The organism is Kitasatospora sp. NPDC056273 (genome assembly GCF_042268845.1).
GTDB lineage: Bacteria > Actinomycetota > Actinomycetes > Streptomycetales > Streptomycetaceae > Kitasatospora.
Genome location: NZ_JBHJSJ010000011.1, coordinates 72,120 through 93,221, shown reverse-complemented (window position 1 = coordinate 93,221; position 21,102 = coordinate 72,120). Strand labels below are relative to the sequence as shown.

Annotated in this window: 17 protein-coding genes; 13 read left to right on the top strand and 4 right to left on the bottom strand. The window is 74.8% G+C overall.

The annotated features are described in order from the left end of the window. Window positions 1-207: 207 nt before the first annotated feature. Together ACFCY1_RS12700 and ACFCY1_RS12695 are read left to right on the top strand one after the other, a co-directional pair. On the top strand, window positions 208-1,047 hold the full coding sequence (locus ACFCY1_RS12700; RefSeq protein ID WP_375874499.1) for a helix-turn-helix domain-containing protein: 840 nt from the start codon (window positions 208-210) through the stop codon (window positions 1,045-1,047). Window positions 1,048-1,193: 146 nt separating this feature from the next. After that, window positions 1,194-2,996 carry a CocE/NonD family hydrolase C-terminal non-catalytic domain-containing protein gene (locus ACFCY1_RS12695; RefSeq protein ID WP_375874498.1) on the top strand — a complete coding sequence of 601 codons (1,803 nt, stop codon included), beginning with the start codon at window positions 1,194-1,196 and terminating at the stop codon, window positions 2,994-2,996. 60 nt (window positions 2,997-3,056) lie between these two features. On the opposite strand, the gene ACFCY1_RS12690 is transcribed toward ACFCY1_RS12695, so the two are convergent. Beyond that, a complete protein-coding gene (locus tag ACFCY1_RS12690) occupies window positions 3,057-4,658 on the bottom strand; it encodes an MFS transporter (RefSeq protein ID WP_375874497.1) in 1,602 nt (533 codons plus the stop codon). Between the two features lie 118 nt (window positions 4,659-4,776). Between ACFCY1_RS12690 and ACFCY1_RS12685 the strand changes: the two genes are divergently transcribed. Both ACFCY1_RS12685 and ACFCY1_RS12680 read left to right on the top strand, forming a co-directional pair. Continuing rightward, window positions 4,777-5,088 carry a helix-turn-helix transcriptional regulator gene (locus tag ACFCY1_RS12685; protein WP_074004133.1) on the top strand — a complete coding sequence of 104 codons (312 nt, stop codon included), beginning with the start codon at window positions 4,777-4,779 and terminating at the stop codon, window positions 5,086-5,088. 110 nt (window positions 5,089-5,198) lie between these two features. Then, complete coding sequence (locus ACFCY1_RS12680) at window positions 5,199-5,432, top strand: helix-turn-helix transcriptional regulator (protein ID WP_049650998.1); 234 nt, start codon at window positions 5,199-5,201, stop codon at window positions 5,430-5,432. Window positions 5,433-5,444: 12 nt separating this feature from the next. Here the strand turns inward: ACFCY1_RS12680 and ACFCY1_RS12675 are convergent, their stop codons facing one another. Then, window positions 5,445-8,618 carry a putative bifunctional diguanylate cyclase/phosphodiesterase gene (locus ACFCY1_RS12675; RefSeq protein ID WP_375874496.1) on the bottom strand — a complete coding sequence of 1,058 codons (3,174 nt, stop codon included), beginning with the start codon at window positions 8,616-8,618 and terminating at the stop codon, window positions 5,445-5,447. A gap of 231 nt (window positions 8,619-8,849) precedes the next feature. Between ACFCY1_RS12675 and ACFCY1_RS12670 the strand changes: the two genes are divergently transcribed. The 5 genes from ACFCY1_RS12670 (at window position 8,850) to ACFCY1_RS12650 (ending at window position 15,953) form a co-directional block, all read left to right on the top strand. Beyond that, the gene (locus ACFCY1_RS12670) at window positions 8,850-12,329 is read left to right on the top strand and encodes an amino acid adenylation domain-containing protein (RefSeq protein WP_375874495.1); all 3,480 of its coding nucleotides are present in this window, start codon (window positions 8,850-8,852) and stop codon (window positions 12,327-12,329) included. Next, window positions 12,326-13,141, top strand: coding sequence for a leucyl/phenylalanyl-tRNA--protein transferase (locus tag ACFCY1_RS12665; RefSeq protein ID WP_375874494.1), 816 nt, complete (start codon window positions 12,326-12,328; stop codon window positions 13,139-13,141). The genes ACFCY1_RS12670 and ACFCY1_RS12665 overlap by 4 nt, the downstream gene beginning before the upstream one ends. A 79-nt stretch (window positions 13,142-13,220) precedes the next feature. Further along, a complete protein-coding gene (locus ACFCY1_RS12660; protein ID WP_375874493.1) occupies window positions 13,221-14,786 on the top strand; it encodes a hypothetical protein in 1,566 nt (521 codons plus the stop codon). Window positions 14,787-14,922: 136 nt separating this feature from the next. Further along, entirely contained in the window at window positions 14,923-15,468 is a 546-nt protein-coding gene (locus ACFCY1_RS12655) for a hypothetical protein (RefSeq protein ID WP_375874492.1), read from the top strand. Continuing rightward, window positions 15,465-15,953, top strand: a complete 489-nt coding sequence (locus ACFCY1_RS12650) for a hypothetical protein (RefSeq protein ID WP_375874491.1) — start codon at window positions 15,465-15,467, stop codon at window positions 15,951-15,953. Before ACFCY1_RS12655 ends, ACFCY1_RS12650 begins: the two co-directional genes overlap by 4 nt. A gap of 121 nt (window positions 15,954-16,074) precedes the next feature. On the opposite strand, the gene ACFCY1_RS12645 is transcribed toward ACFCY1_RS12650, so the two are convergent. Together ACFCY1_RS12645 and ACFCY1_RS12640 are read right to left on the bottom strand one after the other, a co-directional pair. Then, entirely contained in the window at window positions 16,075-17,040 is a 966-nt protein-coding gene (locus ACFCY1_RS12645) for a DUF2510 domain-containing protein (protein WP_375874490.1), read from the bottom strand. 9 nt (window positions 17,041-17,049) lie between these two features. Next, complete coding sequence (locus ACFCY1_RS12640; protein WP_375874489.1) at window positions 17,050-18,417, bottom strand: MFS transporter; 1,368 nt, start codon at window positions 18,415-18,417, stop codon at window positions 17,050-17,052. Between the two features lie 26 nt (window positions 18,418-18,443). Here ACFCY1_RS12640 and ACFCY1_RS12635 point away from each other — a divergent pair, with 26 nt between their 5' ends. From ACFCY1_RS12635 to ACFCY1_RS12620, 4 genes are all read left to right on the top strand, one after another. After that, a complete protein-coding gene (locus ACFCY1_RS12635) occupies window positions 18,444-18,983 on the top strand; it encodes a CGNR zinc finger domain-containing protein (RefSeq protein ID WP_375874488.1) in 540 nt (179 codons plus the stop codon). A gap of 95 nt (window positions 18,984-19,078) precedes the next feature. After that, window positions 19,079-19,651, top strand: coding sequence for a hypothetical protein (locus ACFCY1_RS12630; RefSeq protein ID WP_234348521.1), 573 nt, complete (start codon window positions 19,079-19,081; stop codon window positions 19,649-19,651). Window positions 19,652-19,728: 77 nt separating this feature from the next. Beyond that, the gene (locus ACFCY1_RS12625; RefSeq protein ID WP_375874487.1) at window positions 19,729-20,496 is read left to right on the top strand and encodes an HAD hydrolase family protein; all 768 of its coding nucleotides are present in this window, start codon (window positions 19,729-19,731) and stop codon (window positions 20,494-20,496) included. 146 nt (window positions 20,497-20,642) lie between these two features. Further along, a complete protein-coding gene (locus ACFCY1_RS12620) occupies window positions 20,643-21,092 on the top strand; it encodes a nuclear transport factor 2 family protein (protein WP_375874486.1) in 450 nt (149 codons plus the stop codon). The last annotated feature ends 10 nt before the right edge of the window (window positions 21,093-21,102 follow it).

Below are 21,102 nucleotides of genomic sequence, written 5' to 3'. Positions count from 1 at the left end.
CAGTCTGGCCCGCCGTCCCGGTGCGTGGCGACCCGGTTTCGCGCGGCCGTTCGTCAGCCTTCCGTTCTGCTCCCCAACTCCGCTGCAACTGTGTGCAATCGGCTCGGGCGCGGCGGCGGTGCGCGGCTACGCTTCTCGGTAGGAGCCGCACGGGGAGTGCGCCGTCCACCCCGACAATTCCCAGGCAGGTGAACCATGCCCTCAGTCATGCCGTCCAGCAGCGCGGTGGCGGTCCGCAAGGAGGTCGCCGACCGGTTGCGCGAGCTGTGCCGCGACGCCGGGTTCAACGGGCGCGAGCTGGCGCTCCGGGCCGGCTGGCACCCCTCCAAGTCCTCCCGGATCATCAACGCGCTGACCTCGCCGTCCGACGAGGACATCCGCACCTGGTGCCGGCTCTGCGGGGCAGAGGAGGAGTCGGCCGACCTCATCGCCGCGACGCGCTCCGCCGAGTCGATGTACGTGGAGTGGCGGCGGCTCCAGCGCACCGGGCTCACCCGGCTGCAGAACTCCTACGTACCGCTGTTCGAGCGCACCAGGGTGTTCCGGGTGTACAGCTCCTCCCTCGTCCCCGGGTTCCTGCAAAGCCGGGGCTACGCAACGGCGTTGCTCTCCGCCATCACCCGTTTCCACGGCACCCCCGACGACGTCGCCGACGCGGTCGACGCCCGGCTCGCGCGCTCGCGGATCGTCCGGGAGGGCGGGCGGCGGTTCGCCCTGCTGGTGGAGGAGTCGGTCCTGCGCCACCGGATCGGGGATGCCGGGGTGATGCGCGGGCAGTTGGACGACCTGCTGGCCGCGACCGCGCTGCCCGCCGTCTCGTTGGGGATCGTCCCGGCGGGCGCGGAGCGGGAGGTGTGGCCGCTGGAGACCTTCAGCGTCTACGACGAGGAGCAGGTGGAGGTGGAGACCCTCACGGCGAGCCTGACCGTCACCCGGCCCCGCGAGATCGCCCACTACCTGGACGCCTTCGAGAAGTTGTCCGGCACGGCGGTGTACGGCGACCGGGCCCGGGAGCTGATCGCCTCGGCGGTGGACTCGATCGGATGACATCGCCTTACCACGGTTTGGGAATTGCCGGGGGAAGTCACCCATGAATCACCGGTCCGAGCGAATCCGACGGTTCGTCAGTTTCGCCGACCCCTCTTCTGATCAGGAAGCCGTTCGATAATCCGTTCAGGAAAGGGTGATTCCGCATGACCGAGCCGAACTCCTCCCCGTCGATCACCGAGGCGACGCTGGCCTCCGTCGCCGACAACGGCCTGTGGGGCCCGGGCGCCGCCACCGTCAACCCGGCCGTCATCGACCTCGGCAACGGCCTGCTGGCGGCCCTCCAGGGCGACGAGACGGTTCAGCTGCCGCCGGAGCTCGCCGAACTGGTGGCCGCGGTGCGGGGGATCGCGACGATCGGCGTGCCCAGGATCACCTCGGGGGACGGCGTCCGCCTCTCGGCGTTCTCCATCAAGCTGAACGGCGACCAGCCGCGCCCCGTGGTGATCGTGCCCGCGGGCTGGAGCCCGGTCGGCTGGCTGCCCTTCGTGTACGCGTACCTCAAGCTGGCGCAGCGCGGCTACCACGTCCTCGCCTACACCCCCCGGGGCATCGGCTTCCCGGGGTGGATCTCCACCTCCGAGGGGTTCGTCGACGTCGCCGGGCCCTACGACTGGGCCGACGGGTCGACGGTGATCGACTACGCCATGGAGCACTTCGAGCCGAGCCGGGTGGGCTTCCTCGGCGAGTCCTACGGCTCCGGGATCAGCCAGCTGGTCGCCGCGCACGACCCGGCGAACCGGGTGGCCGCCGTCGTCGCGCTGAGCACCTGGGGCAACCTGGCCACCAGCCTCTACGCCAACGGCACCCGGCACGTGAAGGCCGTCGAGCTGCTGATCGGCTTCACCGGCGGCGAGAAGGAGGACAAGTTCGACGCGGTCACCCTGGAGATCCTCGACAGCTTCGCGACCGGCCGGAACCTCGACGAGGTGGTCGCCTGGGGCACCGAGCGCTCGCCGGAGGCCTACGCCGACATCACCAACGCGCGCGGCATCCCGACCTTCGTCTCCAACACCTGGCACGAGACCCTCTTCCCGGCCTCCTCGGTGATCGAGACGTTCAACCGGCTGAACGTGCCGAAGCAGCTGAACCTGTGGATCGGCGACCACGGCGCGCCCGAGGGCGCCGGCCTGTCCGGCCTGCTCACCCAGCTGCCGTTCCCCGGTCTGGCGGATCCGCTGAAGGAGGCCTACGACTTCCTGGACCACCACCTGCTGGGCGTCGACAACGAGGCGCCGAACCGCCGACAGGTGAGCAACCAGGTGATGTTCAGCTACAAGACCAAGCCCGTGCTGGGCGGCGGGCAGCGGATCACCGAGGCCGCCCGCCGGGAGGGCCACGACTCGTGGGCGGACGTCACCACCGGTACGGAGGCCTGGTACCTCACCGGCGTCAACGGCGACGGTGACGGCGCGCTGGCCGACAAGCAGAACGCCGGCTGGTCGCGGAGCTTCGCCGCCGGCCTGGAGACCAAGGCCACCGCGGTGGACGAGGTCCTGAAGACCGGCCAGAAGGAGTGGACGGGCAACCCCCGGAAGTACGTCCTGGCCGAGTTCGAGCGGGAGAACCTGCTGGTCTGGTCGACCGATCCGCTGACCGGCAGCGGCGAGACGGCCCGCCGCATCCGGGGCGCCGCGTCGGTCCGGCTGACCGTGAACAGCACCGAGGAGGCCGCCACGCTGGTGGCCTACCTGTTCGACGTGGCCCCGGACGGCACCGCGCGGATCATCACCCACGAGCCGTACACCGTGCTCGATCTGACCCCTGGCCAGGACACCACCGTGGACTGGCAGCTCCAGCCGGCCGCGTACGACGTGCCGGTCGGCCACCGGGTGGTGCTGGTCGTCAACAGCCGCGACCAGCTGTACTCCTACGCCGCGAAGCAGGGCACCGTCACCATCGGCTCGCCGCGCGGGAACGAGTCCCGGCTGGAGCTGCCGCTGGGCTGATCCGCCCGCCGCTCCTGCCCCGGCCCGTCGCCCTCGTGGCGGCGGGCCGGTCGGCGTCCGTCAGGCCGTGGTCCTGGCGGAGGAGCCGCGCAGCAGGAGCGCGATGAGGACGGCGAGCAGCGCGCCGACGGCCGCCAGGCCCCACAGCACGGAGTGGAAGGCGGAGTCGTAGGCGTGCGCGAGGAAGCCCGTGAAGGCGCGGTGGTCGGTGGCGCCGGAGAGTTCGGCGGCGCCCGCGAGGTCCCCGCCGGCCGCCCGGTCGGCGACCTCGCCGGCCCGCGCGGCGCCCGGGTGCGCGCCGATGCCGTCGGAGACCCGGGTGCCGAGCACGGTGGCCAGCGCGGAGCCGTACACCGCGACGGCGACGGCCTCGCTGCCCAGGCGCAGGGTGTTGAGGAAGCCCGCCGCCATGCCCGCCTTGGCCGGGTCGACCAACTCCAGCGCCTGGCCGTCGACCAGGCCGGCCGACAGCCCCATTCCGGCGCCGGTGATGAGCATCGGGGCGGCGAGCAGCAGCACGGTGGCGGAGGGGGAGAGCAGGGTGAGGGCGAGGTCGCCCGCGACCAGGCAGGCCAGGCTGAGGAGGACCAGGGTGAGCGGGCGCACGCCGCGGGCGACCAGCCTGGCGGCGAGCATCGGCAGGACCAGCACCGGTGCGGTGAGCAGCAGCATCAGCAGCCCGGCGGCGCCGGTGCCGCGGCCGGTGACGGCGGTCAGGTAGCTCGGCAGGTAGGTGAGCACGGTGACGAAGCCGAAGGAGGCGGCCACCGGCGCCAGGCAGAGGCCGAGGAAGCGGCGGTCGCGCAGCAGGCCGAGGTCCAGCATCGGGTGGGCGCTGCGGTGCTCGACGGCCGCGAAGACGCCGAGTACGGCGACCGCGCCGGCGAACAGGCCGAGCACGCCCGCGCTGCCCCAACCCCACTGGGAGCCCTGGACGATGGCGGTGGTGAGCAGCACCATGGCGAGCACGAACAGCGCGCTGCCGGGGACGTCGATCCGCCCGCCGCCGGTGCCGGCGGATGTGGCGGCCACGGCTCGGGCGATCACGGGCAGCGCGAGCAGGACGAACGCCAGGGCGACGGCGTGCACCGCGAACACCCAGCGCCAGCCGAGGCCCTGCACCAGCACGCCGGCCAGCGACGGGCCGAGGGCGACGCCGGCCCCGGCGACGGTGCCGAACAGCGCGAAGGCCCGGGCGCGGGCCGGGCCGTCGAAGACGGTGGAGAGGATCGCCGCACCGCAGGAGAAGATCGCGGCGCCGCCGATGCCGGTGAGGGCGCGGGCGGCGTCCAGCCAGAGCACGTCGGCGGCGACGGCGCTGGCGAGCGAGCCGAGCGCGTAGAGGGCGACACCGGCGGCGAAGGCCCTGGCCCGGCCGATGACGTCGGCGACCGAGCCCCAGACCAGGGTGAAGCAGGCGAAGGCCACGTTGAAGGCGTTGACCACCCACTGGAGCGGGGCGAGGTCGGCGTGGGTGCCGGCGCCGATCCGGGGGAGGGCGACCGCGGTGCCGGAGATGGACATCGGGACGACGAAGACCGCGAGGAGGACGGCGGCGAGGACGGGGGTGCGGGCGGGGTGTCGTCGCTGGTCGGGGGCGTCTGACGGCAGGGCCGGCACGGCCTGTGTCGGCTGTGCGGCCTGTGTGGGCTGCGTGCTCAAGGGGGTGTGACTCCAGGCTTGAACCGGCCACGGGGTGGCCAGGTACGGATTTGATCGAACCTAAAGCTGCCACGGCGCCGAGGTACGATGCAACCCATACCTTGCGGAGGAGGAACCGATGCCCGACGCCGAAGGCCACCCCTCGACCGGGGAGATGGACCTGCGCACCGTCCTGGGCGCGCTCGCCGACCCGCTGCGCTACGGCGTGGTCGCGGCCCTGCTGCGGGAGGGCGAGGGGGCGGCGCGCACCTGCGCCTCGTTCAACCTCCCGGTCTCCAAGTCCACCCTCACTCACCACTTCCGGGTGCTGCGCGAGTCCGGCCTGATCCGCCAGGTCGACCGCGGCAACAGCCGGGCCGCCACGCTGCGCCGCGAGGACCTCGACCAGCGCTTTCCGGGGCTGCTCGACCTGGTCCGCGCCGACTCCTGACGGCGGGGGAGGCCCAAGCGGAGGTCAAGGAACCTTGACCTCCGCTTGGGGCCGTCCAGGGCTGACGGCGTGTCAAACTGTGCGCCCCGCAGGCCGATGAGGAGAGTTCGGTGGATCTGGCGCGCCCCCTGATCGAGGACTTCCCCGCCCACCCGGACGGCGATCCCGCCGACGCCCTGGCCCGCGCCGTCCGGGCCCGCCGCACCGCCCTCGGTCTCACCCTCCCCGACCTCGCCGTCCGCACGGGCCTCGCCGAGGCCGACGTCCGGGCCGTCGAGGCGGGGCACGCGAGGCCGACGCTGGCGCTGCTCACGGTGCTGTCGCGCGCCCTGCGGAAGGTGTAGCCGGGGAGGATTTCAGACCGGCTCGTAGGAGGTCCGGCGGACCAGAGCGCGGGCGTGGGGGGAGTCCATGGGGTGGGCGAAGAGGTACCCCTGGCCGAGCGGGCAGCCCATGGCGGCGAGCAGGTCGCGCTGGTCGGGGTGCTCGATGCCCTCGGCGATGACCTGGACGCCCAGGGTGTCGGCGATCCGGGTGATGCCCTCGACCAGGGCGTACTGCTGGGGCGAGTGGCCGAGGCCGTCGATGAAGGACTTGTCGATCTTGAGCAGGGAGATCGGGAACTCGCGCAGGTAGGACAGCGAGGAGTAGCCGGTCCCGAAGTCGTCGATGGCGATGCCGACACCGAGTCCGGACAGCGTGGCCATGTCGGCGTGGACGCGGTCGTCGCGGCGCATCAGCACCGACTCGGTGAGCTCCAGGACGAGGGTGTGGGGGTCGATGCCGGTGGCGGCCAGCGCCCGGCGGACCACGTCCACGAAGCCGGCGTCGCGGAACTGGCGGGCCGAGACGTTGACGTTGACCCGCAGCGGCGGCCGGCCGGCGGCCGTCCGCGCCACCGAGCTCGCGGCGTGCCAGGCGGCGACCTCCTGGGCGGCGCGTTCCAGCACCCAGGCGCCGAGCGGGACGATCTGGCCGCTCTCCTCGGCGAGGGCGATGAACTCGTCGGGCAGCACCATGCCGCGCCGGTCGTGCGGCCAGCGGACCAGCGCCTCGAAGGCGACCAGATCGCCCGTGCGCAGGTCGACGATCGGCTGGTAGTACAGCTGGAAGGCCGATTCGGCGATCGCCGAGTCGAGGTGCTCGTTCAGCTCGTGCCGCTCCACCATGCCGGTCTGGAGGGCCGGCCGGTAGTGGCGCCACTGGCGGCGGCCGGCCGCCTTGGCGGAGTAGAGCGCGAGGTCGGCGTGGGTGAGCAGCTCGGTCGCGTCCACGCTGTCCTCGGTGGTCGCCACACCGATGCTGGCCGTCACCCGCACCGTGCCCGACGTGAGCTTGAACGGTTCGGCGAACACCGCCAGCACCCCGGACGCGATGGTGTCCACGTCGGCGGGCCGTCTCGCGTCCTCCACCAGGACGGCGAACTCGTCGCCGCCGAGCCGGGCGGCGGTGTCCGAGGCGCGCAGCGCGGTGGAGATCCGCAGCGAGACGGCGACCAGCAGCTCGTCGCCGACCGCGTGCCCCTGGGTGTCGTTGACCACCTTGAAGTCGTCCAGGTCGATGAAGAGCACCCCGGTGACGGCCCCGCTGCGCTCGCCCCGGGAGAGCGCGTGCCCGACCCGGTCCTGGAACAGCACCCGGTTGGCCAGGCCGGTCAGCGAGTCGTGGAAGGCCCGGTGGGTCAGCTCGCGCTCCATCTGCCGCTGCTCGGTCACGTCGCGCAGGGTGAGCACCAGGGCGCCGACGGTCGGGTCCGCGCGCAGGTCGTCGGAGCGGACCTCGGCCTCGATCGGGGTGCGGTCCTGGCGCAGCAGCCGCCAGTGCTCGCGCGGCTGCTCGCCCCGGGGCGGCTCGGCGGTCCCGCGCATCCGGGCCAGCGCCTTGCCGACCTCCCGGCTGTCCTCGGGCGGGACCAGGTCGGTCAGCGGGGTGCCGGCCAGGTCGGGGCGGCCGAGCACCGTCGCGGCGGACGGGGAGGCGTAGCGCACGCCGTCGTCGGCGTCGAGGATCAGGATGACGTCGCTGGCGTTCTGCACCAGGGTGCGGAAGTACAGCTCGCTGTTGCGTTGGGTGACCTCGCGGCTCAGCACCACCCGCTCGACCGCGAGGGCCGCCTGCGCGGCGAGGATCTCCAGCGAGCTCCAGAGGCCGGCCAGCTCCTGCTCCGTCCCGGTGACGACGAGCGCGCCGATCAGCGGGTCGCCGGAGGGGCGCTCGGCGAGGGTGAGCGGGCAGACCAGGGCGTACGGCATGCCGCCGAGGCGGGCGAGGAGGCCGCCGTCGGCCGGGGTGGCGGCCGGGTCCAGGCCGAGGGAGCCGACGGGCAGCAGCACGGTCTCCCGGGCGGTGGCGAGCTCCAGCACCCGGTCGGACTGCGCGGTGTCCCCGGGCGTGGGCCGGGGGGTGTCGCTCCCGGCGTGCCGGACGTGCAGCACCCCGGCCTCGGCGACGGAGAGCAGGGCGACGTGCCCGGCCTCGGCCGGCATCAGGGTGGAGGCGGCGGACTGGACGGCGTCCGCGACCTCCCCCACCGTGACGGCCGCGGTCAGCCGGGCGCCCGCCTCGCGCAGCGCCCGCTCGCGGGCCACGGCCTGCCTGCGGGCGGAGACGACCACCGCCAGCCGGGCCAGCACCAGCAGGTAGAGCACCGCCGAGAAGGCGCCGATCACGCCCGCGTTGCTGGTGTTGCCGGCCAGCGCCTCGATGATCAGGATCGCCGGGGCGATCAGCGAGGCCAGGGTGAGCAGCACCAGCCGGGCGGTGCTCAGGTCCGGCTGCTGGGTCGGCACCGGCCGGGTCAGCTCGACCATCGACGGGTGCAGCGCCGCCGCGCCCCAGGCGGTGTAGAAGGCGGCCCAGCCGAGTTCGACCGGCGTGCCGATGTGCCAGGTGCCGTGCAGCTGGATCAGCCCGTACAGCACGTCGGAGACCATGATGCCGAGCGAGCCGACGGCGAGCAGCTGCAGGGAGCGGGAGTTGCCGCCGCGCGGGGTCAGCAGCCGCAGCAGCAGGGCGAGCACGACCACGTCGCCGAGCGGGTAGGCGATCGAGACGGCCTTCTGGAACCAGTCGAGGTCCGGGTTCCGGGCGTACGGGAGGATCAGGTAGATCCAGGCGAGCAGGGCCAGCCCCATGGTGGGGACGAGGGCGTCGAGCAGCCCGGCGCGGTCCTGACGGGCCGTGCGCCAGCGGATGAAGCCCAGCACGCCGACCGCGTACAGCACGTACTCGGCGAGGTAGAAGCCGTCCGCGACGGACGGGAACGGGTTGGGCACGTGCAGGATGTCCAGCTGGACGGCCTGCACCACCTCGCCCACCGTGAAGCTGAGGTTGGCGAGCGCCAGCACGTACCAGTAGCGCGCGTGCGCGGGACGGTTGAGGCGGACGCCGACCACGATGGCGGCGACGCCGCCGAGGCCGATGCCGGTCCACCAGATGATCCGCTGGCCGGGATTCGCGTAGTAGATGCCGGTGAACAGCACCATCCAGAGCAGGTAACAGACCATCAGGTGTTGTCGCCGGCGAGTCAACGAGGCTACCTCCTCCACGACATCACCCCGCCGGTCGGGCGGGGGAGTTCGGGTGAGGACGGGACGGGCCGGGCGTTGGAGCCGGTCCGGGTGGGGCGGATGAGCGCTTTCGCGCAGCAGCGAGGCGTCCGGTGGGGGGTGCGACCGGACGTCCTCGACGGGGCAGGAGTGCGTATAGTCGGAAATGTCGCACTCCCCAGCATTCTGCCGCCACAGCACGAGGTCAAGCCGGTGGACGACGCAGTAGACAGCGCACAGGGCGTACGAACGGATGCGAGCTCCGGCCGTCACGCCGTGGTCCGCAACGGCAACGGTCAGTATGCGATCTGGCCGGGCGACTTGACCGTCCCGGCCGGCTGGCAGCAGGTCCACGGGCCGGCCGGACGGGCCGACTGCCGGGACTGGGTGGAGCGCGAGTGGCGCCCGGCCGGGCTGGGCTTCCCCGACGGCGCCCCGGTACGGCGGGCGGCGGGCGGAATCGCCGACCCGGCGGCCGGATCGGCGGACCCGTCGGCCGGATTCCCGCACACCGTCGCCGGATTCGCGGACACGGTGCACGGGCTGTTCCGCGCGCGGGCGGCGCACGACCCGGACGCGGTCGCCGTCATCGCCGCGGACGCCACGCTGAGCTACCGCGAACTCGACCTGCGCAGCGACCGGTTGGCCGCCGCGCTGCGGGCGCGCGGGACCGGCCCGGAGCAGGTGGTGCCGGTCTGCCTGGACCGCGGGGCGGGCCTGGTCACCGCCTGGCTGGCCGTGCTCAAGGCCGGCGGGGCCTTCCTGCCGCTGGACCCGGCCCACCCGCCGCGGCGACTGGCCCGGCTGGTCGAGGACTGCGGGGCGCGGGTGGTGGTCGCGGACGGTGACGGGTTCCCGGAGGCGCCCGGGGCGTCCGTCCTGGGGGTGTCCGCCCCTGGGGTGTCCGTCCCCGGGGTGTCCGTGCTCGGGGTGTCCGTGCTCGGGCCGGAGGACGGCGGGGAGCCCCTGAACCCCGGGGCGTTCTTCGCCGGGGACGACGGCGCCGTCCCCGACGACCTCGCCTACCTGATCTACACCTCCGGCACCACCGGGCGCCCCAAGGGCGTCCCCGTCACCCACCGCGCACTGCTGTTCACCCTCGACCGGATCGTCCACGCCTACCGGCTGCGCCCCGGCGAACGCGTCCTGCACCTGGCCGCGCTGGGCTCCGACACCGCGCTGGAGCAGGCGTTCGGCGCGCTGCTCGCGGGCGCGACGGTGGTGCTCGGCGGGGGCGGCGGCGCGGGCGGCACCTGGGCGCCCACCGAGCTGGCCGGCCGGCTGCCCGGGCTGGGCCTGGCCGTCGCCGACCTCACCCCCGCCTACTGGCACCACCTGCTCGACCTGCTCCCGCCCGGCGGGCCCGGCCCCCAGGGGCTGCGCCTGGTGGTGGTCGGCGGGGACGCCGTGCACGCCGCCGACAGCCGGCACTGCCTGGACCGGCTGCCGGGCGCCCGGCTGCTCAACGCGTACGGGGTCACCGAGGCGGCCGTCACCTCGACGCTCTGCGAGGTCACGGCGGAGCTGCTCGACGGGGGCGGCGGAAGCTCCGCGGGGGCGGGCGGCACCCCGGCCGCGCCCGTGCCGATCGGACGGCCGTTGCCCGGGGTACGGGTGCACGTGCTGGACGCCCGGCTGCGCCCCGTCCGGCCCGGGGAGAAGGGGCAGATCCACCTCGGCGGGCCCGGACTGGCCCGGGGCTACTGGCGGCAGGCCGGGCTCACCGCCGAGTCCTTCCTGCCCGACCCGTACGCGCCGTTGCCCGGCGAGCGGATGTACCGCACCGGCGACGCCGGGCGCTGGCGGGCGGACGGGCAGCTGGAGATCCTCGGCCGCTTCGACGACCAGGTGAAGGTGCGCGGGCACCGGGTGGACCCGGCCGAGGTCGAGGCCGTCCTGGCCGCGCACCCGGGTGTCCGGCAGGCCCGGGTCGCGGCCGACGGCGAGGCGGCCGACGGCAGCCGCACGCTCACCGCGTACTACACGCCCGCCTCCGGGACGGCCGTCGGGGCTCCGGGGCTCCGGGCGTTCCTGGTCGACCGGCTGCCGGAGTACCTGGTGCCGGCCGAATTCGTGCCGCTGGAGGCGATGCCGCTCACGGCGGCGGGGAAGATCGACCGGCGGCGGCTGCCGCACGCGCCGGTGCGCTCCCCGGCGTCGGCTCCCGTTCCCCCGGCGGCCCCTTCGCCGGCTCCCGCGCCCGACCCCGCCGGAGCCGGGGCGCTGGAGGCGGCCGTCGGACAGCTGTGGGCGGAGCTGCTCGGCGTCGAACACGTCGGCCCGGACGGCGACTTCTTCGCGCTCGGCGGCACCTCGCTGCTCGCGATGGAGATGCTGGCGCGGGCCCGGATCCTGCTCGGCATCGGCGTCGGGCAGGTGCGCACGCTCACCCGGGCGCTGCTGCGCGAGCCCGTCCTGCGCGCCTTCGCGGCGGCGCTGTCGGCGGCGCGCGCGGACACCCCCGCCGGGGCCGTACGGGATGCCGCGGTCGACTGGTTCGCGGAGGCCCGGCTCACCGAGGACCTCCGGCAGTCCTGGAGCCCGGCGCCCTCCCGTGCCGAACCCGCCGAGATCCTGCTCACCGGCGCCACCGGCTTCTGCGGCGCCCACCTGCTGCACGCGCTGCTCGCCACCACCCGGGCGCGCATCCACTGCCTGGTCCGCGCGCCCGACGAGGAACACGCGCTGGAACGGCTGCGGGCGGCGCGGCAGCGCTTCCTGCGGCAGGACCTCGCCGACCGGCGGGTGGTGCCGCTGGTCGGGGACCTCACCCGACCGAAGCTCGGCCTGACTGACCGTCAATTCGACTGGCTGGCTGGGAACCTGGACGCGATCCACCACCTCGGCGGACAGGTCAACTTCCTCTACCCGTACCACCAGTTGCGTGCGGCCAACGTCGGCGGCACCCGGGAGGTCGTCCGGCTCGCCGGGCACAGTCGGGGCATCCCCGTGCACTACCTCTCCACCCTCGCCGTGCTGGCCGGCTTCGGCGCGGCCGGCGTCCCGAAGGTCACCGAGCGCACCCTGCTCGCCCACCCCGAACGGCTCGGCGTCGGCTACGTCGAGAGCAAGTGGGTCGCCGAACAGCTGCTGCACAACGCGGCCGCCGCCGGGCTGCCCGTCACCGTGCTGCGCACCAACGACGTCACCGGGGACCTCGCGTCCGGGGCGATGAACACCGGCACCGAACTGTGCGCGCTGATCGCCTACTTGGCCGACAGCGGGACCTACCCGGACGTACGGCTGCTGCTCGACTTCGTCCCCGCCGACCGCTTCGCCCGGGCCATCGCGCACATCGCCGCCCACGCACCCGCCGCCGGCGAGGTCTACCACCTCACCTCCCCGCGCCCGGGCACCCTCGCCGACCTCGCCGAGCGGCTGCGGGCGCGCGGCCACCGGATCGCCCCGCTGCCGTACGAGGACTGGGTGCGGCGGCTGGTCCGGTTCGCCGCCGGGAACCCGACGCACCCGATCGCGCCGTTCGTCCCGCTGTTCGTGGACCGCGCGCCGGGGTCGGAGCTGTCGGTCAGCGAGATGTACTTCCGGCCGACGTTCCCGCTGTTCGAGCGGGCGAACGCGGACGCGGCGCTGGCCGGGAGCGGTATCGAACTGCCGCCGGTGGAGGCGGGGTTGATCGACCACTACCTGGCGGGGCTGGAGCGGGAGGGCTTCCTGCGGGCGGCGTCGCCGTGAGCCCCTCCGACGCGCTCGAAGCACTGGATGTGCTCGGCGCGCTGGACGTGCGGCACGGGCCCGGCGACGGCCCGGTGGCCTTCGGCGGGTCGCTCGGCGCGCTCGGCCCCGGCGGGCTGCTGGCGGCGTACCGGCGCGGGCTGTTCCCGCTGCCGGCGGCGGACGTCTACGCGAGCGCGTACAACGAGGCGGTGTACGGGGACGCCGTCGAGGCGGGCGAGGTGGCGCTGCTGCCCGGCGGGGCGGACCCGTACGCGCTCGCCTGGTGGTCGCCCGACCCCCGGCCGGTGATCGCGCCCGACGGCGTCCGGCTCGGGAGCCGGCTGGCGCGGCGGCTGCGCAACCGGTCCACGTGGTGGACGAGCGCGGACCGGGCCTTCGGGCGGGTGCTGGCGGCGTGCGCCGAGGGCCGTCAACCGGCTTGGCTCACCGAGGAGTTGGCGGCGTTGCTGGTGCGGCTGCACGAGCTGGGGGCGGCGCACAGCGGGGAGGTGTGGGAGGGGGAGGAGCTGATCGGCGGGGTGTTCGGGATCGCGGTCGGGCCGGTGCTGAGTCTGGACTCGATGTTCCACCGCCGCCCGGACGCCGCCCGGGTCGCCGTCGCCGACCTCGGGGCGCGGTTCGGCGCGGCGGGCGGGCGGCTGCTCGACGCCCAGTGGGACGGGCCGCACGTGCGGAGCCTCGGGGCCGAGCCGATGGCGCGCTCGCGGTACCTCGCGGAGCTGTCGGGCGGCGGCGGGGCTTCCGCTGTGGTCCCGGACGGGGCGCCGCTGCCGGCGGCGCGGCTGGGAGAATCGGCACGCCTCCGCTGACCTGCGGTTAAACCTGATCGGGCTGGCTTTTTTGGCCTGTCTTCGACAAACTTATTCCTCGTCAGTAACATGACGCCGCGTGTTCAAAAGTTCCATAGGCAGGGCCTCCGGCCCCGCCGTCCTCACCCTCACCCTCATCCTCGCCGGGGCCACCGCGTGCGGGCCGACCGACCCCGGCACCACCCAGGCCGGTGCCGAACCGGCCGCCGCCACCGTCGCCGACCCGGCCGCGACCGCCGCCGGGGGCAGCCCGGCCGCCGCCGCCCGGCCCGCCGGTGCCACCCCGCACGCCAGAGCGGCCAGTCCCGCCACCGGCCGTCCGACCCCGGGCAAGGCGCCCGTCACCGCCGCGCCCGCCGGCGACCAGCAGGCCGCGATCGGCAGCCCCGGCAAGGACGGTGGCGCCGTCACGGCGGCGACGAAGAACCTCCAGCTGACGGCGTACGACCCGGCGGGCGGGACGGCGGTGCTGTCGGCGACGGGGCCGGGCGCCACGGCCCCGACCTCGCCAACTGCCGCCCCCGGCACCGCTCCTGGCGCTTCTTCCAGCGCCGTACCGAGCGCCGCTCCCAGTGCCGCCCCCAGCGCGGCCACCGCCGCGGTCCAGCCCGGGCAGCTGATCGCCAGCCCGCCCACCGCCGCCGCACCGCAGGGCGCACTGGTCGCCGTCACCGGCGTCCGCCCCGGCGCGGGCAATACACTCGCCCTGACCACCCGCCCGGCCACCCTGGCCGAACTCCTCGGCGGCACCGAGGCCGACGGCAACGTCCCCGTCGACCCGCACGGCATCACGGTGACCCCGCTGGTCAAGGACCTCAAGGCCACCGCCGGCCTGACCGGCAACGGCGTCCAGGCCGACGCCTCCGGCACCCTGGAGGTGAACCTCAAGGCCCCCGTCCCGCTGCCCGACGGCGCCAGCCTCGACGCCTCCGGCTCGCTCCAGCTCCACCCGGCCGTCCACTTCGCCTACCACGGCGCCGCGGCCGGCAGCCCGCGCACCGCCTCGATCGGCTTCGACCTCGGCGCCCACGCGCAGTGGAAGGTCGCCGGCGACGCCGCCCGCAGCACCGGCGCGGCGCCCATCCGGGTGCCCTTCGCCAAGCTGCAGGCCAGCCCGGTGCTGACGGTCGCCGGCCTGCCGGTGGTCGTCAACCTCGGCCTCACCTGCTACCTGGAGGTCAGCGCGGACGGCCAGGTCCACCTGGAGGCGGAGCAGGACGCCACCGGCACCTGGGCGGTCCGCGCCGACTACACCGGCGGCAAGGGCTGGGCCCCGGTCACCAGCGCCGAGACCAAGGTCACCCCGGTGCACGTGCGGCTCAACGGCAAGGCGGGCGTGCGGGCCGCGCTCGGCGCCGAGATCAGCCTCGGCCTGTACGACACCGTCGGCGTGGAGGCCACCGTCGCCCCCTACCTGCGCGCCCAGGCCGAGGGCTCGCTGGTCGCCGACTCCTCCGGCAACCCGCCGCAGGTGCAGGGCAGTTGGTCACTGGTCGGCGGCGTCGACCTGAACGGCTCGCTGCTCGCCCACCTGAAGGTCTTCGGCACCCCGATCATCGAGGGCAAGCTGCCGCTGCCGCCCTTCCACCGGGAGTGGCCGCTGCTCGGGGGATCGGCGACGCTGCCCGCGCCGCAGCACAGCTGATCCGACGTCACTTCGTGGGCCCCTCGTCCGGGTTGTCCGGTCGAGGGGCCCTCGTCGTGGGTAGGCTCGGGTCGAAGCTCGGGCCTGAGTTCGAACCGGTCGGAGGGGGTGCGGGGGCGGGATGCGGAACAGACAGGTGGCCTACGGCGTTTCGGTCGCCCTGGTGTGGGCGGTGTCGCTGACGCTGTACGCCGCCACCGGGATCGGCTGGTGGGCGGCCGTGCCGGCGGGGCCGGCCGTGCTGGTGCTGCTGGCGGTCCTGTGGCCGCGGCGGCGGGGGAGCGGGGCCGGGCGGGGAGGGGATGTCGCCTCGTGGGGCGCGCCCCGCTCCGCGGCCGGGCCGGCGCCCGGCCGGGCGGCCCCGCTGCCGGAGAGTTCGGTGGTCTGGGAGATGGGGGACCCGGCCGGCCCGCCGGTCGTCAAGGGCCCCGTCGCCGGACGCGCCGTCCTCCCGGAGCGGATCGACTCCACCGAGCGGGACGACGACCTGGTGATCGTCGGGAGCGGTGCCGCCTCCCGGTACCGTCCCCTGCACGAGTACGCCCAGGACCCGCTGACCCCGGCGGCCGCCGAGACCGTCGCCACGGGCCTGGAGCGGCTGTTCCTCCGCCTCGGCCCGCCGCCGGGCGCCGCCCACGGCCCCGACCAGTCCGCCCCCGCACCCCGAGGTGACGACCGGTGACCACCCCCGAGGAAGGCCGCGTCCGCCGCCCGACGGCCCTGGAGATCGCCACCCAGTGGGCCCAACTCCCGCCCGAGCACCTGCGGGTGGCCCTGGAGCACCTCGAACTGGAACTCCAGCGGGAGCACACCCGGGAGACGGCAAGGGAACGCCACCGGGCGTCCCTCGAAACGGTCCGCCTCAAGGAGGAGCACGCGACCGAGCGCGCCCGGATCGCGGCCCGGGAACGCCGCGACCAGCGCGCCCACCAGCTCTACGTCGGCGGCCTGGTGGCCGGCTTCGTGCTCGCCGCCGGGATGCTCGTCGGCTCGGTGCTCGTCGGCCTCGACGGCCGCCAGTGGCTGGCCGGCCTGCTCGCCGGGCCCAGCCTGATCGCCCTGCCGGTGGTCTTCGTCCTGCGCCGCAGCGACCGCCCCACTGCCCGCCCGCGCCCCCTCCCGCCGTCCTCGGCCCCGGACCAACTCCCGGGCGACCAAACGGCGTAGCCGGGGGGCGGGTGCCCTCGCCGGGTTGGTCCTGTGGCGTCCGCCGTGGTGGAGGCGTGTCGTGGATTCCGGAGCGCCCCGCCGCCGTGGAACCGGGCGGCCGGCGTCCTGGAGCGGTGCGTCAGGTGCCGCTGGTCGGGGTGTCGTCCTTCTTGACGCCCAGGAGGATCTGGTCGAGCACCGAGACGTCCGGGGCGGCCGGGTCCTCGTCCACGCCGCCGTCGAAGACCACGTAGCCGCCGCCCTTGGCGGGGAGGGCGGCCAGCAGGACGAAGCCCTGGGTGCCGTCGGTGTTGGTGATGTGCCAGCGGGTCGCGTACCCGGCCACGCCGGCCACGGTGATGGTGCCCGAGCCGTAGTCGGTCTGCGAGGCCATCCCGCTGAAGATCTGCTTGGCGACCGTCGGCATGGCGGCGTCGGCGGCGGCCTTGGGGGTGTCGCCCTGGACGGTGTTCTTCTCCACCGAGAACCGGCCGCGGATGCAGGCCTTGCCGTTCGCGCAGGTGTAGCGGCCGCTGCCGAGGTAGACCGACCACTGCGGGGTGTCGGTCGCGGAGACCTCCCAGCCCTCGAACAGCGGCAGGGTGATCGAGTGCTGCTTGTCCGCGACGGTGCTCCGGAGGACCGGGGCGGGCTTGGGCGTGGACGGCTTCGGGGCGGGGGTGGGGCTGGTCGTCGGGCCGGTGCTGCTGGTGACGGGGACGGTGGGGTCGGTGGTCGGGTCCGCCGCCGGGTCGCCGCCGTTGCTGAGCGCGATCCCGGCGACGCTGCCGCCGATCGCCAGGACGCCGACCGCGATGCTGATGAGCACGCCGGGCTTGACCCGCTTGGGAGTCGGGGCCGGGGGCGGGTAGCCGGGGCCGGGCTGTCCGTAGCCCGCGCCGGGGTAGGCCTGCTGGGACGGGTGAACCGGGTAGGCCGGGTACGCCTGCTGCGCCGGGTACGCCTCCTGGCCCGGGTAGCCGTAGGCGCCCTGGGCCGGCCGGACGTCGCCGGTCCAGGCGTTGCCGTCCCACCAGCGCTCGTGGCCCGGGGCGCCGTCCGGGCCGGGGACCGGGTACCACCCGGGAGGCGTCTCGTTGTTCACGGCCGTACGCTACCCGGCGGTGTGCCGCCCGGGCCGGGGAGGGGTGCCGCGCCCGTCGGCACCTCGGCGGGCGGTGGCCGCGAGGGTCACGGCCGTGGTCGTGGCGAGGGCCGCCCAGGCGGCGGTGAAGCCGTGGGTGGTGTCGCGGAGCAGCCCGAGGGCGGGCGGGACCACGACGACGGCCACCTGGTTGACCGCCATGACCAGGCCGAGGGCGAAACCGGTCCGGCCGGGCGGTGCCGACTCCGCCAGGTGGGCCACCCAGGGGCCGTACCAGCCGATCCCGAAGAAGCCGAGCCAGGTGAACAGGACGGCGGCCGCGGCGGGGGACCGGCCCGCCGGCGTCGTCAGGACCACCAGCCCGGCCACCACCGCGGCCAGGCAGACCAGGACGGGCCGGTACCGCCCGGCGCGGCTCCGGTCGCTCCAGGCCGCCAGTGCGATCCGGCCGACCGCCCCCGCGACCTGGACCGCCACCAGGACGGCGGCGCCGGCGCCGGGGCCGAGGGCCGTCACGTCGTGGAGGTACAGGGCGCCGAGCACGCCGATGCCGCTGTGCACCGAGACCAGGGCCAGGCCGGAGAACAGGAGCCTGGCCATGGCCGGTTCACGGAGGATCCGCAGCCGGGCGCGGACGGAGGCCGTCGGTGCCACGGGGCCCGGGGCAAGGCCGCGAGCCGGGGCGGGAGCGGGGCGTACCGGTGGGACGGTCGGCGGGCGCCGGTAGAGGGCCGTGAAGAGCCCGGCGCCCAGGAGCGCGACCAGCCCGCCGACCACCAGTGCCGCCCGCCACCCGTACGCCACGGCCACCAGCGGCAGCACGGCGGCGGCGAGCGCCCCGCCAAGCGGCAGTCCGGCCTGGCGGACGCCCATGGCCAGCCCCCGCTGGGCCGGGTCGAACCAGGAGGCCACCGACTTGCTGCCGCCGGGCTGCACGGTGCTGTACCCGGCGCCGACGGCCAGCAGGACGGCCAGCAGGGAGGCGTACCCCTGCGCCAGGCTGCCGAGGAGCAGGGCCGCGGCGACCACGGCGGCGCCGAGGCCGACGACCCAGCGCTCGTTGTACCGGTCCAGCAGCTCGCCGGCCACCAACAGGCCGACCAGCGGCACCAGTTGGGAGGCCGACAGGAGCAGGCCGAGTTGGCTGGTGCTGAGGTCCAGCGCGTGCTGCAGGGGGACGGCCATCGCCCCGATGCCCTGGACGAAGAAGCCGGAGGCGGCCTGGGTGACGGTGGCGACGGCCAGGACCACCCAGCGGTACCGGAGCGGGCGGGCGGTGTCCCCGGGAGCCGCCGGTGCGGAAGTCGTCGGATCGGAAGTCGGTGAGGTGGAAGTCGTCGGAGCGGAAGGCTTTCCGGTGTCGGTGTGCTGACGCATGCCCAGCAGCCTGCTGTCATGGTCTTATGCACCTCAACCCTTACGGCGAGAGCGCCGTGCACCTGGCCGCGGCCCTGGCCAACCGGCGCCCCGGGACCGCCGAGGAACTGGCGGACCGCTGCCGCGCGGCCGGGCTGGTGGTCGACGGGCCGGTCCGGCCGGCGGACCTGGCACGCATCCTGGCCCTGCTGGACACCTGGGAGTCGGTGGTCGACGCGACCGGCGAACGCGAACGGGCCGAGCGGCTCAACCGGATGCTCGCCGCCGACGCCGCCCACCCCCGGCTGACCGACCACACGGGCGGCTGGCACCTCCACTACCGCGACGACCACCAGTCGTTCGGGGCCGTGCTGTCCACCCTGATCGCCGTCGGCACCGCCTTCCACCTGGTGGGCCGCGGCATGCACCGGCTCGGCCGGTGCGCCGTCGCCGAGTGCGCCACCGTCTTCGCCGACACCACCCGGACCGGCCGCAAGCGCTACTGCACCCAGCGCTGTGCCAACCGCGACGCCGTCCGTCGGCACCGCCGCGCGGCGCGGCCGGCGAACGGGTCGGCCCGCGCGTGACCGTCCCGGCCTCGGGAGCAGGAAGTCGGCCGGGCCGACTTCCTGTTCCGACTGCCCCGGGGGCCGTGTCGGTGCCGAGGGCTACGGTGTCGATCATGACCGACTACGACTGGATCCACCGGGGCCCCATCGACTGGCTGGAAGGACGGGGCTACGGAGAGGACGAGACCGTCCTGGTGTACTTCCGGGGAACCACCCGGGCCGCCGTGGCCGACGGGCTGACCGCGCGGCACCGTCCGCCCTTCGCCCGGGGCGAGGAGCCGGCGCCCGGCGAGTGGGGCGTGATCGTGCACCCCATGCTCAACCCGTCCCGCAACGACTACGACGACATCGACTACCGCGGGCTCTGCCCCGAGGGCGCCGAACTGGTGGTGTTCGTGCCCAACCCCTGCATCGTCAAGGCCCACGGCCCCAAGGCGTACCACTACCGGGACGGCCGGATCTCCTCGTGCGTCGACTACGAGGGCGCCGAGCACGTCGGGGAGCGCTGGCCCAACGCGCTGGCCCCCCTCGTCACGGCGGCCGGGCTGGGCATCGGGGGCGAGTTCGCCGAGAGCCCGGACCACGAGCAGCGGCTCACCGCGCTGATCTGCGAGCACCTGGGCCTGCCGGCCCTGGACCGGGCCGCCATGACGGTGGACCGCGAGCTGATGGACGACTACCAGTAGGGCCCCGGCTCGCGGGGGCGCTTCCGGGCGGGACCGGTGGTGGATCGTGTACGGCACCGGCTGGATAGCATCGTCTTATGATCTCCTCCAGCGCCCGCACCACGGTCTTCGACATCGACGGCACGCTCTGCTTCGACGGGCGGACGATCGACAGCCGGATCCTCGCCGCCCTCGACGCCTGCGAGCGGGCGGGCCACCAGCTGGTCTTCGCCTCCGCCCGGCCGGTCCGCGACCTCCTGCCCGTCCTCGACGGGGCCTTCCCCACCGCCACGCTGATCGGCGGGAACGGCAGCCTGGTCTCCGTCGACGGACAGGTGCGGGCGCGGGCCGCGTTCGAAGCCGGTGAACTCGGGCGGCTGCTGACCGAGGTCGAACGCTTCCGGGCCGGCTACCTCGCCGACGGCCCGTGGGACTACGCCTACACCGGCCCGGCCGACCACCCGATCCGCGGCCGGGTCGACCAGGGCGGCCTCGCCCGCCGGGTCGAGCTCGCCGAACTCCCCGCCGTCGTCAAGTTCCTGGTCGTCGACGCGACCGACCTGCCGGCCCTCGCCGAGGCCGGCCGCGCGCTCGGGATGACCGTCAACCACCACCTCGACGAGGCGATCATCGACTTCGCCCCGGGCACCACCAACAAGTGGGAGGCGCTGACCTCGCTGGGGATCGACGCCTACAACGCCTTCGGCAACGACATCAACGACCTCGACCTGCTGCGCAACGCGCGGCACTCCGTCCGGGTCGGCGGCCACCCGGGCCTGGACGGCGTCGCCCGCGTCACCGTCGCCGCCGAACCGGAGGCCGTCGCCGCCGAGATCTCCCGCCTGGCCGAGGTACCCGTCCGGTAGTCGCCGGACGCCGCTCGCCACTCGGGCACGGCGAGCTGCCGGGTGCTTCCCGTGGTCGCCGCCGCCGTGCCCCATCAGGACCCGACGCCCGATCAAGGCGTGGGAACATCAGGGGAGATGACCGCCGTCCGGCCCCGGGGGAGACCATGACCGCGCCCGTCGATCCGGTGCCGAGCCACCGGGCGATCGAGAACCTGATCGCGCGCTACGCCGAACTCGTGGACGACGGCGACTTCGCGGGCCTCGGCGCCCTGCTCGCCGACGCCGTCTTCGTCGGCAGCGGCGAGCCGGTGCGCGGCGGCGAGGCGATCGAGGCGATGTTCCGGGAGACGGTGATCATCCACGCCGACGGGACACCGCGGACCCAGCACGTCACCACCAATGTGGCGGTCGAGGTCGACGAGCCGGCGGGGACGGCGGTCGCCCGCTCCTACGTCACCGTGCTGCAGGCACTGCCCGGGCTTCCGCTGCAGGCCATTGCCGGGGGCCGGTACCACGACCGCTTCGCGCGCGGGGAGGACGGGCGGTGGCGGTTCGCCGAGCGGCGGGTGCGGATCACCCTGGTCGGCGACGTGAGCCGCCACCTGCGGCGGTAGGGTGCCGCCG